General features: G+C 69.4%; 12 protein-coding genes and 1 pseudogene. 5 read left to right on the top strand and 8 right to left on the bottom strand.

From position 1 onward, the window contains the following. Positions 1–160 precede the first annotated feature (160 nt). Positions 161–1,198: an NAD-dependent epimerase/dehydratase family protein gene (locus tag ABGB17_RS32100; RefSeq protein ID WP_347636835.1), complete on the bottom strand. Its 1,038-nt coding sequence runs from the start codon at positions 1,196–1,198 to the stop codon at positions 161–163. 518 nt (positions 1,199–1,716) lie between these two features. On the opposite strand from ABGB17_RS32100, the gene ABGB17_RS32095 reads away from it, so the two are divergent. Beyond that, positions 1,717–2,040 carry a hypothetical protein gene (locus ABGB17_RS32095; RefSeq protein WP_347636833.1) on the top strand — a complete coding sequence of 108 codons (324 nt, stop codon included), beginning with the start codon at positions 1,717–1,719 and terminating at the stop codon, positions 2,038–2,040. A gap of 39 nt (positions 2,041–2,079) precedes the next feature. Here ABGB17_RS32095 and ABGB17_RS32090 read toward each other — a convergent pair whose 3' ends face one another. Both ABGB17_RS32090 and ABGB17_RS32085 read right to left on the bottom strand, forming a co-directional pair. After that, a complete protein-coding gene (locus ABGB17_RS32090; RefSeq protein ID WP_347636831.1) occupies positions 2,080–3,066 on the bottom strand; it encodes a DUF6879 family protein in 987 nt (328 codons plus the stop codon). A gap of 137 nt (positions 3,067–3,203) precedes the next feature. Next, a complete protein-coding gene (locus tag ABGB17_RS32085) occupies positions 3,204–3,656 on the bottom strand; it encodes a MarR family transcriptional regulator (protein ID WP_347636829.1) in 453 nt (150 codons plus the stop codon). A gap of 297 nt (positions 3,657–3,953) precedes the next feature. Here ABGB17_RS32085 and ABGB17_RS32080 point away from each other — a divergent pair, with 297 nt between their 5' ends. Beyond that, positions 3,954–4,424, top strand: a complete 471-nt coding sequence (locus ABGB17_RS32080; RefSeq protein WP_347636827.1) for a MarR family transcriptional regulator — start codon at positions 3,954–3,956, stop codon at positions 4,422–4,424. 178 nt (positions 4,425–4,602) lie between these two features. Here the strand turns inward: ABGB17_RS32080 and ABGB17_RS32075 are convergent, their stop codons facing one another. The 4 genes from ABGB17_RS32075 to ABGB17_RS32060 form a co-directional block, all read right to left on the bottom strand. Beyond that, the gene (locus ABGB17_RS32075; RefSeq protein ID WP_347636825.1) at positions 4,603–4,959 is read right to left on the bottom strand and encodes a hypothetical protein; all 357 of its coding nucleotides are present in this window, start codon (positions 4,957–4,959) and stop codon (positions 4,603–4,605) included. Beyond that, positions 4,956–5,198 carry a hypothetical protein gene (locus tag ABGB17_RS32070; RefSeq protein WP_347636823.1) on the bottom strand — a complete coding sequence of 81 codons (243 nt, stop codon included), beginning with the start codon at positions 5,196–5,198 and terminating at the stop codon, positions 4,956–4,958. The genes ABGB17_RS32075 and ABGB17_RS32070 overlap by 4 nt, the downstream gene beginning before the upstream one ends. 598 nt (positions 5,199–5,796) lie before the next feature. Continuing rightward, positions 5,797–6,261: an ATP-binding protein gene (locus ABGB17_RS32065; RefSeq protein ID WP_347636822.1), complete on the bottom strand. Its 465-nt coding sequence runs from the start codon at positions 6,259–6,261 to the stop codon at positions 5,797–5,799. After that, positions 6,258–6,623 carry a hypothetical protein gene (locus ABGB17_RS32060; RefSeq protein WP_347636820.1) on the bottom strand — a complete coding sequence of 122 codons (366 nt, stop codon included), beginning with the start codon at positions 6,621–6,623 and terminating at the stop codon, positions 6,258–6,260. Before ABGB17_RS32060 ends, ABGB17_RS32065 begins: the two co-directional genes overlap by 4 nt. 176 nt (positions 6,624–6,799) lie before the next feature. On the opposite strand from ABGB17_RS32060, the gene ABGB17_RS32055 reads away from it, so the two are divergent. The 3 genes from ABGB17_RS32055 to fxsT all read left to right on the top strand — a co-directional run bounded on the left by ABGB17_RS32055 (position 6,800) and on the right by fxsT (position 11,573). Continuing rightward, positions 6,800–8,113, top strand: coding sequence for a hypothetical protein (locus ABGB17_RS32055; protein ID WP_347636818.1), 1,314 nt, complete (start codon positions 6,800–6,802; stop codon positions 8,111–8,113). Between the two features lie 221 nt (positions 8,114–8,334). Continuing rightward, positions 8,335–8,811, top strand: a complete 477-nt coding sequence (locus ABGB17_RS32050) for a hypothetical protein (protein WP_347636817.1) — start codon at positions 8,335–8,337, stop codon at positions 8,809–8,811. A 50-nt stretch (positions 8,812–8,861) separates the two neighbouring features. Further along, complete coding sequence (fxsT, locus tag ABGB17_RS32045) at positions 8,862–11,573, top strand: FxSxx-COOH system tetratricopeptide repeat protein (protein ID WP_347636815.1); 2,712 nt, start codon at positions 8,862–8,864, stop codon at positions 11,571–11,573. A gap of 184 nt (positions 11,574–11,757) precedes the next feature. Here the strand turns inward: fxsT and ABGB17_RS32040 are convergent. Next, positions 11,758–12,813 (bottom strand): annotated as a pseudogene (locus ABGB17_RS32040) (hypothetical protein); the annotation flags it as partial.

Here is a 12,813-nt window from a genome sequence, read left to right as displayed (position 1 = left end):
GCCGGCGTGGCCGTTGCCGTTGCCGTTGGGCGGGCCGCCGGTGGGGCGGGGCATCGTGACGGGCAGGAAGTCGATCTCGGTTGTGCGCATCGGGACCTCTCCCCCGTGATGGTCAAGGCTCGGACCGGTCGCGACCCGCTCGCTCATGGCGGTGACCCCATCAGCGCGCCGCCACCGGGGACGGCGCCGCACCCACGGCACCCGCCTGGCGGGCGGTCAGGTGCCCGGCGTCGCGCAGCCAGCGCACCGTGTCGGCGGCGGTCTCCGCGAACGGCCGGGGGGCGAGGCCACGCGTGTCCGCGTGCGTCGCCACGCGGGTGGCGCAGGCGCAGGTGTACAGGGCGCCGTACTCGGCCGGGATGTGCCACGGCCACACGTGCTGGGCCAGGTCGGCGAACCACCCGACCGGGAACATGGCCCGGGCCGGCAGGTGCACGGCGGGCAGCGGACGGCCGGTGACCTCGCGCAGCGCCGCGAGGTACTCCCGCGTGGTCAGGTAGCGGTTCGGCGCGAAGTACCGGGCCGGCGTGACGGGCGGGGCGGTGAACAGGCTCGCGTGCAGCTCGGCGGTGTCGCGCACGTCGCCCATCGGGAAGCCGCCGAGCGGCCAGATCGGCATCAGGCCGCGCAGCACGTCCCTGACCCGGCCCGTCTGGTCGCCGAGCTTGGGGTCGTGCGGGCCGAGCAGCGCGGGCGGGTAGGTGATCACGACGGGGGCGCCGTCCGCCTGGTGCCGCCGGGCGACGCGCTCGGCCGCCGCCTTGGTGGCCATGTACGCCTCGCGCGGCCGGCCCACCGGGGAGTCCGTGCCGATCACCCGGGCCGGGAACAGCGCCGCGACGGTGGACACGTGCACCACCGGGCCGTCCACCGCGCGCCGGGCGGCGGCCAGCACGACCTCGGTGCCGCGCTCGTTGACCGCGCGCATCGCGGCGCGGCGCCTGCTGTCGAAGGAGTACACCGAGGCGGCGTGCAGCACGGCGTCCGCGCCGCGCACCGCGGCGGCCACGGCCGCCTCGTCGGTGACGTCCCCGGCGGCGACGTCCACCGCGCCCGGGGGCACCTCGAACGGGGCGAGGGCGGGCGCCAGCAGGGCGGGGTCGCGGGCGAGGACCCGGACCCGGTGGCCCGCGCGCACGATGGCGGCGACGGAATGGGCGCCGACGAATCCCGTGCCGCCCGTCACAGTCACCAGCATCCGATCACCTCCATTTCACCCCAGTGAAAAGCCTGTGGCCGGACCGTGTCATCTCCGAGTGTGCTTTCAGCGTCCCGGCCCCGGCGGTGAACCGCCCCGCGGGGCGGCATCCCGTCCGTGACAGGAAGCGGTCACCCACCGGCAACTTGCTGCCTGCTCCGTCCCTGGTCGCGGCCCTACGGAAAGCGGAAAGTTGGTCGCGGGAGAACTAATCCACCGCCACGGAAAAGAGATTGAGAAAATGGAGACCCCGGTCATGCCGCCGGTCGATTCAATTCCCACCGCCGGCAAATGGGCCCCCGAGGGCCCCGGTGCGCCCACCCCCGGCCACCGCGTGACGCCCCCCGGCCTCTCCCGGCCCCCGTCCGCCCCCGCCCCGGCAGCAGCCGCGCGCCGCCCCCGGGCCACGCCCCTCCCTCGCAGGGCGGACGCGGCCCAGCGTCCAGCGACCACGCCCCTCCCCCGCGAGGCGGGAGCGGCCACCACGTCCGTCCCAGGCAGGGCAGGAGCGGCCGGCCATGTTGTTTGAGCTGACGCTGCGCCGCACCGAGGTCGGCGCGACGGTGCAGTCCCCGATCGACGGCATCCGCATCCTGGCGCTGCTGCCCCCGCGGTGGCGCAAGGACCTGAAGCAGGCCACCGGCGACATCGTGATCCGGGTGCACACCGACGAGGACCTCACCAGCGCCGAGGTGCGCGCCGAGGTGGCCGCCGTCCTCGCCAACCCCGAGGTCAGCCACTGGCGGCTGGTGACCTGCCACACCCTCAGCGTGGGCCGCGGCCCCCGGCTCGGCTACTGGGTGACCGCCCGCCGCCACGGCCAGCGGGCCCAGTGGAACTGACCCGGGGCCGGCCGGCCGTCGTCTGAAGGGCGGCGCCTCTCAGATCCAGTTCTCCTCCTTGGCGCGCAGAGCCGCCTGGAAGCGGTTGACGGCGCCGAGCCTGGCCATCAGATCGGCGACGTACCTGCGGTAGGTGCGGACCGACACGTCGAGCTCGCGGGCCGCGATCTCGTCCTTGTCCGCGGTGGCCATCACCGACAGCACCCGCCGCTCCAGCTCCGACAGGTGCGGCTTGTCGTCGCTCGGCTCGGTGTACTCACGCAGGTCGACGGCGGCGTCCCAGACGCCGTCGAAGTAGGTGACGAGCTGGGACACCAGGCCCGGCTCCCTCACCAGCAGCGCGCCCCGGGCGCTCTCCTTGGGATGGATCGGCACGACCGCCACGCTGCGGTCGAAGATCACCATGCGGTCCATCGGGTCCTCGGTGATGTGGATCTGCCCGCCGAGGCCGACGACGTCCCGCAGGTAGGCCGCCATCAGCGGATCGTCGAGAGCCTTGGGGTGGTACACCGCCTTGACCGCGAGGCCCCGGCGCAGCGACCGGGTGTCCAGAGGCAGCGCCGTCTCGATGGCGCCGCGCGACAACGGGCCACCCGGGTGCAGGCACAGGGTCTCCTTGTAGGAGAAGAACCCGAGGTCGTCCAGCCGCTGGCGTACCCGGTCCAGCCCTTCCACCCGCTCGATGTCAAGGACGGACACCGCAGCCTCGCCGTGCTTCTGGTCCTCGACCAGGGTCGCGATGGCGTCACGGGCGGACAACACGCGGCGGATCTCGGCGTTGAGCTCGTTGAGACGGCGCTCGATGAGGCGTTCGATGCCGATGGCGGGCTCGGTCGCGACGACCTTGTGCCTGTCGGTGAGATCGAGCAGGGACAGGCGGCCGAGGGACTCGACCGCGGCTTCGATGGAATCGGGGTCGAGCCCGAGGGCCTGCCGCACCGAGCCGACGCCCTCACCGCGGTGCCTGAGGAAATAACGGTAGACCTCCACGGCCTCGGCCGTGACGCCGATGACGGATACGTCCATGGCTCGCCTCCTGGCCATGTCCTCACCCAGGGCGACCACGGATTTGATCCGCCCTCATCCGGCTCCCATGGATATGTGGAATTACAAACTATCAGGGAACACGATGATTCGTAAACCACCCCATACCGGACAGCCGATCACTCGCCGGAAGCCAGCACGGCCAGGATGCGGTTGAGGCTGGCGCGATCCTCGCTGGTCAGCCGCCCGATGACCCGCTCGTGCACTTCGGCCGTCACCGGGTGGAGCACCTCGGCGAGCAACGCACGGCCGGCCTCGGTCAGCTCTATGGAATAAGCCCGCCGGTCCACCCGGTCCCGGCTCCGCGCGACCAGCCCCCGGCCCTCCAGCACGTCGATGACCCCCACCATGGTCGACCGGTCCACCCCGAGCCGCCGCCCGATCTCCTGCTGCGACAGCGGCCCCGCGGCCTCCAGCGTGCCGAGCACCCCGTAGTCCCGCCACCGCAGATCGTCCCGCCGGAGCGCCTGCTCCAGCTCCAGCACCAACTCCCGGGCCGCCCCGTTGAGCAGCCACCCGGTCGACTCGGCCAGCAGCTCCACCCCGGCGTCCGGCACCCGCTTCCGCACCATGCCTCAGACACCGTCCCACGTTGTCCCGGCGTCCCCGCCACCCCGACCCTCACCCACCACGAACTCCCTCCGTACGGCGGCGCGGGACACCCCTCTCCGGACCCCTACACCGCCCCCTACGCCTCCATCAGGATCACAGACCATCAGCATTTCTGTCAATCAGTATCACTGACGATTTTACGATCGCGCACTGTTGCGTGCCCCATGGCCGCGTGTGACACTCTTGTCCATATCGCGGCATGCGGAATCGCGCGCAAATTGCGCATTAACCGAGATATGCCTACTTAAGGGGACGATGTGAGCACTGATTCACCCAGTACCCATCACCCCCCCGCGGACGTCCTGTACAGCTCCACGAGCCTGCTCATGACCAAGGCCAACGACCTCTTCGTGGAAATCCTGGAGTCCGCCGTAGAGCCCTTCGGCCTCCGCTCAAAGGACTTCATCGTCCTCACCGCCATCGACGCCCTGGGCCCCCAGTCCCAGCAGGACCTCGCCCGCACCCACGGCATCGACCGCACCACCATGGTCAGCGTCGTGGACGGCCTCGAACGCCTAGGCCTCGTCCAACGCGCCCGCAACCCCGACGACCGCCGCAAATACGCCATAGGCCTCACCCCCAAAGGCCAAACCCTCGTCCGCCACAACCTCTCCCCCGCCATCCTCGAAGCCCTCGACACCTTCCTCTCCCCCTTCACCCCCGACGAACGCGCCCTGTTCACCTCCCTCCTCTGGCGCCTCGTCCACGCCCGCGACACCACCCCGTAGCCCCCCGCACGCCGGGCTCACCGCGTACCACTGCGACGCGGAGCGGTCTGAGACTCGCCGAGGGACCGTCCTCGCCCCTCAGTGGCAGATCCCCAGAAGACGACCTCGTGGCAGCGGGGCCCGCCGGCAGGGACAGGTGGTCATACAGCGATCCAAGGGACAGGCCGTCATACGGCGATCAAGCGGTCCGCCGCAGCGCCTGCCCGCCCGGCAAGGTCAGCAGCTCCGCGCTGTCCTGCTCCGACAACCCGGCCTGCCGGAGCTGATCGATCAGCCGCGCACGAGCCTGCCGATAGGAGTCGATCGTCTCGACCGGCACACCGGGCACCTCGAACACGAACTCGACACGCACCGGAACGTCCTTGGACAACCCGAGCACGAAATGCTTGACCGCCTCGGCCTCCTCCAGCAACTCGGCCAGCGTGTCACCCGAGACGCTGCCCGGGGCACCCTCGGGCAGCGCCACCCACACGTCGGTCCCCGTGTCCAGCGCCCGGCTACGGATGACCTTGAAGATCAGCGTGTGCTCGGTCATACCATCCAGTCCTTCCCGAACAGGTGCTCCAAATCCGCGCCCAGGCGCTCCAGCGCCTCGCGGGTGATCCCCCGGACCGGCACCGTGGTGATCGCCACCACGACCTGATCGGCGTCGACGAGATGAAGCAATTGCCTGCTCTTCGTCTTCTCCGGCCAGTCGACCCGCAGCCCGTGCTGACGAGCCAGCTGATAGATCCGGTCCCGGATCTCCGCGTAACTGCTCAGCACACCGGCCACGATAACCCCTGACGCAACAGGATCAACGAAGGACAAAGCATCCGGTCTCACGACCGCGCCACGTAGGACGCACTCCCACCGCGGACAGAGGCACGGCGGCCTGCGCGGTGAAGCCGTACGACCACTGCGCGTCACCCTAGGCGCAACTCTCATCATCTGTACTGGGAACGAGCGACGGACGCATGTGGCCTCGGCCGAGGACGTACCGGGCCTACCGCTTGGGCATCAGAGACCGACAGGGCGGAACATCACGTCGGGGGCACCCCAGTACAACAAATAGCGGTGTAACAGCACGCGACGGTCTTGAGGCCACGGGCGAGCGTAGACCTCCGGGGGATCATCCCTCTTCACCCCCGACGAACGCGCCCTCTTCACCTCCCTCCTCTGGCGCCTCGTCCACGCCCGCGACACCACCGTGTAGCCTGACCACGACAGGCACGTACGACGCACAGTCAAACCCCAGCGTGGGCGACGCCCGCCGAAAGGTCCTTGCGAGAGCGCGCTCCGCGCGCAGGCGCAAGGGCTGTTCTTATGCGGGGGACACCCCCGCACCCCCGAGCCTGCCGGGCTCACCGTACCCACCGCTATACGGCCAAGTTCACGATTTACTTGAAGTGCAGCGAAGCGCCGGGGGCGACATGACACGAGGCGTGCGGGAAATTTCCTCTTCACTGTGTGGGCCAAGGACGAACCAGAGGACGGACTGAGGGCGTTGCTCGGCGAAGCCCCAGCGGGAGGACAGGGCGCGGATCAGGCGGATTCCCCGGCCGGAGGGGGACGGTTCGTCGTCGGAATGCGGGTGGAGGGCCGGCAGGGTTTGAGCACCTTCGTCGGAGACCTCGATGCGGACGTCGCCGTTGAGTTCGGTCGTGATGGTGACACCGATGGCGGCCGAGTCGGTGTGCACCAGGGAATTGGTCATCGCCTCTGACAACAGCAATACCGCATCGTCGAGACGGGGATGCCCTTCCAGGAGCTCACCCAGCCAGCGCCGGGCCTCGCTGATGGACGGCCCGGTGGCGGGGAACGCGGCGGTCTCCGTCCGCTCGCCGATCCGGGTCACGCTGCAACCGCCACGGATACCCGGTGCCATCCGTTGACGCGCGACGACTCTTCCGTGCCGCCACTAAGGATTTCCTGCTCGGCCTGGCGCATCAACTCGGTGAGCTCCTGCGCGCTGGTGGCCTCCACGGTCAGCGGGTACGGCACCGCGAACAGCGCCATGGCGTAGAACCGCCGGCTCCATGTCCCGTAAAGGATCGTCCAGGCTGGTTCGAGCCGATCGAGCAGCACGGCGGTGGCACGGGCACGCGGGTCAGGGTTGCCTGGCTCGACCGGAATATAGGGCTGCCCGACGGCATGGCGGGCGTGCCAATTGGGGCCACGGCTCCCGAACAGGCGTCGCCGCCGTCTGATCTGCGCCACAGTCTGGACCACCTTCCTGATCAAGGGACCCGGAGACGCTGTGCTCGCCTGCGGGTCCCGCCGATTCCGTACGCCACGTGCTGTAGCAGTGCAATCATTGACAGTGATCGACGGAGGTGGAAGCGCAACGGCGTGGTCCCTCGTGGCCGCACCGACCACGTGCACGAGAGGTGTCCATGGCCGCAGACCCGATCGACCCACACGCTTCCACGTGGCACCTTTTCGGTGCCGTGATGCGTCGCTGTCGCGAGAGCGAGCCGAAAACAGGCCTGCGCCGCGCCGCGTCCGATCTTTACGTGGACTTCTCCAACCTGGCCAAGTGGGAACGCGGTGAACGCATCCCGCCACCCGAGATGGTCTCCCGGCTGGACGAGGTCTACCGCGCACGGGGAATTCTGACCGCCCTTTACGGCACGCTTGTCCGCCTCACGGCCGCCTCCGAATCAGAGCGACTCCGCCCGGGTATGGAGCTGGAGACCCTCACATATCGCAATGGAGACGACGATATGGAACGCCGGGCCGCGCTCCAATTCCTCGCCGGACTAGGCACCCTCGGCATCACTGGCGAGCCACTTCGCCAGCTCCTCGACGCGGCTACGGGGTACGCGTACCGCGCCATCGACGAGTGGGAACTGAGTTGCGCCGACCATATGCACGCCCTGCGCACCCGCCCCCCGACTCAGGTCGCCACCGACCTGCTTGTCGATCTGCTCACGATCCGCCGTCAGCTCGACACGGCCACTCCCGCCGACACCACTGAGCTGCGACGATTCCTGGCGGTACTCTCCTCCGTCCATGCCAATGCGCTGACCCGCCTGGGGGACCACGGTGCCGCCATCCGTTGGTGGCGCACCGCGCGGCAGGCCGCCGACGCCGCAGGCGACCTCGAACTGGAGCTGGCCGTCCGGGCAGAGGAGGCGGGACATGGCCTGTACGGCCAGCGCGCCCCGGAGACCGTCCTCACTTTGGTGGAGCGAGCCCAGCGACTCGCCGGCGGATCCGATGTGGACCTGATGACTACACAGGCCAAGGCCCTGTCCATGCTCGGCAGGCACGACGAGGCTCTGACGACACTGAATACCCTGCGCAGCCTGGCGGAGAAGGGCATGATCCCGGATCGCTACGGGTTCTGGAGCCCCTCCCGGGTGTATTTCACGGAGAGTTGGGTGTACGCGGCCATCGGCGCCGAGTCAGCGGCCGATGCCGCCCGGGAGCACGTGCTCAAGCTGGCCAGGGACTACCAGTACCGAGCCAACATCCAACTCCACGGGGCGTTGTGCACAGTGGTCCAAGGTGGTGTCGACGAGGGCCTACGCCAAGCAGCGGCGACGATCGTCGCGCTCACCCCGGCCTATCGCAGCCGGCACGTCATCGAGACAGGAAAGATGGTGCTACGTGCCGTACCTCGCGACCAGCGCTCCCGGCCATCTGTCGCCGAGTTCCGTGCGGCCCTGGCCCTCGAACCACCTGGGACACCTGACGACGTGTGAATACGTCCCAGTCACCGATATCGATGCTCGACGGCCAAGTGGAAATCCTGGGATCTGTCATACAGGACTGTCGCCGGGAAACGTCCACTTCTCGGATGGCACAGCCACGTTCGCAATGTTATTACGGATATACGTTGTGCGATGTTGCCAGGTGACCGATGATGGCCGACATGCGTGGACGGGTGCGGACTACGGCGGCGTGGATCAGGTGGGTCCTGCGTGTGCTTTCGGTGATACTCGCCGTTGGGGTCGCGGTGGCCGGCAACCAGATTCTCACCGAGGGCAGGTGGAGCTGGTGGTGGACCGGCATCGCCGTGGCGCTGACCGCGGCGAGCGCGCTGGTCGCTTACTGGCTGACCCGCCCGCCGGGTGACGCCCCGCCCAGTACCGCAGTGCCCACTGCCGGCTCGTCCGGTCAGGTGGTGGAGAACAGCACGGCCGGCGGGAACATCGACTCGCTGCGTGGCATCACCGGCAACGTCCGGCTACGGGAGACGCCACCGTCAGCGCCTGCCTCGGAGCCGGGCCCGGCCGAGCCCGGCGGGCTGCCGCAAGAAATGCGGCCACCCGCAGCCGGGACGGTGGCCGGTGACGCGGGTGCGGCGGGTGGCGGTCAGCGGGTGAGTGGCTCGCAGGCGGGTGGGTCCATCACGCAGATCGACGGTGTGGGCGGCGATGTGACCATCGAACGCTCGTGAACGCCCCGCGCGGCCCCGGCGACACCTCAGATCCGGGGCCACTGCAGTCGGTGACCGACACCACGGTGGGCCGTGACCTGTTCCAGATCGCGCACGTCGCCGGGAACCTCACCATCACCCAGGCCGAACCGCGTCCGCCCGCCGAGCAGATCGTGGAAGGTGACATCCCCGCCCAGCCGCCAGGTTTTCAGCTGCGTGAGGAGTTGCTGCAGCGATTACATGCGCAGGTGGGTGCGGCCGGGACGGCGGTGGTCTCGGCGGTGACCGGCACGCCGGGGGTGGGCAAGACCCTGCTGGCGGCGTCCTACGCGTGGGCGTGTCAGCAGGCGGGCTGGCCGGTGGTGGCGTGGGTGGCGGCCGAGAGCAACGACCAGATCACCACCGGCCTGGCCGGCCTGGCGCACCGCCTGGGACTGCGCGCCCTCGATGACGACGCCACCACTGCGGCGGGCAAGGCCAAGGCGTGGCTGTCGGCACGGTCGGCAGCCGGGCAGGTAGGGCTTGTGGTGTTCGACAACGCGACCGATGTGGACCAGGTCGCCGCGTGGTGTCCGGCCACCGGCGCCGTCCGCGTGGTGATCACCTCCCGCAACCGGGCGTTCCACCAGCGGTACGCCCCGATCGAGGTGGACACCTTCACCCCCACCCAGGCGGCCCGCTTCCTCGCGGAGCGCACCGGCCTGGAGGATCCTGCCGAAGCCGACGCGCTGGCCAAAGAGCTGGGCTACCTGCCGCTGGCACTGGCCCAAGCCGCCGCCTTGATCGCCCGCCGGCGCCTGAACTACACCGCCTACCGGCGACTGCTGACCGCCTTCTGGTTGAGCGATTACCTGCCCCGAGTTCCGCATGACCCCTACCCGGCCGGCACCGCGCAAGCCATCCTGCTGTCGGTGGTCCAGGCCGAACAGGCCCTTGACGGCATCGGTGACCTACTACGGGTCCTGGCAGTGCTGTCCCCCGTCGGCGTCCCCGTTGTCCTGCTGACCGGCGGCATCGACCCCGGCGACTCCGAAGTGCCTGTGGCCGATCTGTCCGCCGTCACCATCGTGCAGGAAAGCCTGGCCACGCTGGCCGACACCTCGCTGATCAGCTTCAGCGAGGACGGCTCGGCGGTAGTGATGCACCGCCTGATCCAACGCGTGATACGCGAACGGTCCGCCTACGACGGCGACTTACCCGCCACGATCGACCAGGCGATCGAAGTACTGGAGGCGTTCAACAACCGTATCCCTGGCGGAGCCCACACCTGGAGCGCTCGCACCGCGGTGGAGACCCTCCTGGAGCAGACCGATGCCTTGCACACCCTCACCACCACGACCGGCATCCCCCCACGCCTCCTGGCCCTGCGCGCGTGGTGTGGACAGTACCTGACCGACCTGGCAGATCTCAGCCGCGCCATCCCGTTGCTGATCGCCACGCTCACCGAACGAGAACGGGTGCTGGGCAACGACCACCTCGACACCCTGACCTCCCGCAACAACCTCGCCGGCGCCTACCTAGCGGCGGGCGACCTAGGACGGGCCATCCCGCTGTTCGAGACCACACTCACCCAATACGAACGAGCGCTGGGCAACGACCACCCCGACACCCTGACCTCCCGCAACAACCTCGCCTACGCCTACCAAGCGGCGGGCGACCTAGGACGGGCCATCCCGCTGTACGAGACCACACTCACCCAATACGAACGAGCGCTGGGCAACGACCACCCCGACACCCTGACCTCCCGCAACAACCTCGCCGGCGCTTACCAAGCGGCGGGCGACCTACGCCAGGCCATCCCGCTGTACGAAACCACACTCAGCCAACGCGAACGAGCGCTGGGCAACGACCACCCCGACACCCTGACCTCCCGCAACAACCTCGCCTACGCCTACCAGGTGGCGGGCGACCTGAGACGGGCCATCCCGCTGTACGAAACCACACTCACCCAATGCGAACAGGTGCTGGGCAACGACCACCCCGACACGCTGGCCTCCCGCGACAACCTCGCCTACGCCTACCAAGTGGCGGGCGACCTAGGACGGGCCATCCCGCTGTTCGAGACCACACTCACCCAGCGAGAACGAGTGCTGGGCAACGACCACCCCCACACCCTGACCTCCCGCTACAACCTGGCCGGCGCCTACGAAACGACGGGCGACCTGGGACAGGCCATCCCGCTCTTCGAAACCACACTCACCCAATACGAACGAGTGCTGGGCGATGACCACCCCCACACCCTGACCTCCCGCCACAGTCTGGCCGGCGCCTACCTAGCGGCGGGCGACCTGGGACAGGCCATCCCGCTGTACGAAACCACACTCACCCAATGCGAACGAGCGCTGGGCGACGACCACCCCCACACCCTGACCTCCCGCAACAACCTCGCCTACGCCTACCAAAGGGCAGGCGAGCAGGGACGGGCCATCCCGCTGTACGAAACCACACTCACCCGATACGAACGAGCGCTGGGCAACGACCACCCCGACACGCTGGCCTCCCGCGACAACCTCGCCTACGCCTACCAAGTGGCGGGCGACCTGAGACGGGCCATCCCGCTGTTCGAAACCACACTGACCCAACGCGAACGCGTGCTGGGCAACGACCACCCTGACACCCTGGCCTCCCGCAACAACCTGGCCAGTGCCTACCAAGCGGCAGGCGACCTGGGACAGGCCATCCCGCTGTACGAAAAGACACTCACCCAATGCGAACAGCTGCTGGGCAACGACCACCCCATCACCAAGACTGTGCGGGACAATCTGCACATGACTCGAACGTAGATGTCGGAAAGGTGCGCTTCGGACGTGGCAGCAATTGGTGTCTGCGTAGTCCGGCCCCGCCCTCGCGAAGGCATGCAGGGAAGTCGCCGGCGAAGGACTGCCTGCGCGATGGAGTGGTGTGAACCCGGCAGAGGATCGCCCTGAAGGACAGTGCCGAAAGCGCCGTTTCGAGGGGCGGCTGGGGTCAGGGGACGGGGCAGGGGAGGTAGGTGCCGGAGGGGGTGGTGTGGTGGCAGGCGGCGCCGGGGCAGATGACTTTGATGGGGGTGTTCAGGCTGGGGCCTATGAGGATGGGCTCGTGGCCGAATCTTCGGCAGGCTATGTCGGCCCAGCCTAGGGGGCCGGATTCGTCCAGGGGGGTGGGGGTGGGGTCTACGGCTGAGCGGTCCAGGTGGGCCAGGTAGTCGGCTTCGCGGTGCCAGACGGTCAGGCGGCGTAGGGAGTCGGCGGTGGGGAGGGTGTGCCAGGGTTGGGCTCGGGCGGCCATGGCGCGGAGGAAAGCTTCGCGGACGGCGGTGTGGATGGAGTGGGCGGCGGCTGTGGCTATGGTGGTGCCGTCGCCGCTGACGCCTACTATCGCGATGGGGAAGTCGGGGGCGGGGAGTACGAAGGCGGTCACCCTTAGGCGGAGCATCGCGAGTGCTTGGGGCATGCCGGGGGGGAGCATGCTGGGGACGCGGTGGGACATGCGGAGCAACGGCATTCTTGGGTTCGTCCACCAGCGGGTGACGATGTCGTGTGCCAGGAGGTCCGCGATGGCGACGGAGATGCCGTTCCGGCTTGCGGCCACCAGGCCGACCAAGGTGGGTTCGACGCGGGACGTGGGTTCGCTCGTCCAGACGACCTCGGCGGGGACGAGGTAGCGCTCGCCGCTGAGCAGCCCGATCCCGGAGACCCGCATCGGGGTGTCGTCGGGCGGATCGGGCATGAAGTCGGCCAGCCGCAGCACCTTCGCGGGCGCGGGGGGGACGGTCGTGGTGCCGGGGAAATCGCCGGGCAGCGGCGGGGGTGCGGCAGTGTGGCCGTCCCACGGCGGGGAGGCGGCGGGGCCGGCCGCCGAAGGTGCGGTGGTGTGGCCGGCCGGCGGCGGCGCGGTGACGTGGCCGGTTGGCGCGGACGCGGCGGTGGGGCCCGTCGGCGCGGACGCGGCGGTGGGGCCGGTCGGCGGGGACGCGGCGGCGTAACCGGTCGACGGGGGCGCGGCGGCGGGGGCGGTCGCGGGTGGGGACGTCGTGGTGGG

Source organism: Sphaerisporangium sp. B11E5 (assembly GCF_039871875.1).
Taxonomy (GTDB): domain Bacteria; phylum Actinomycetota; class Actinomycetes; order Streptosporangiales; family Streptosporangiaceae; genus Sphaerisporangium.
This window is presented reverse-complemented; position numbering and strand designations above follow the sequence as displayed.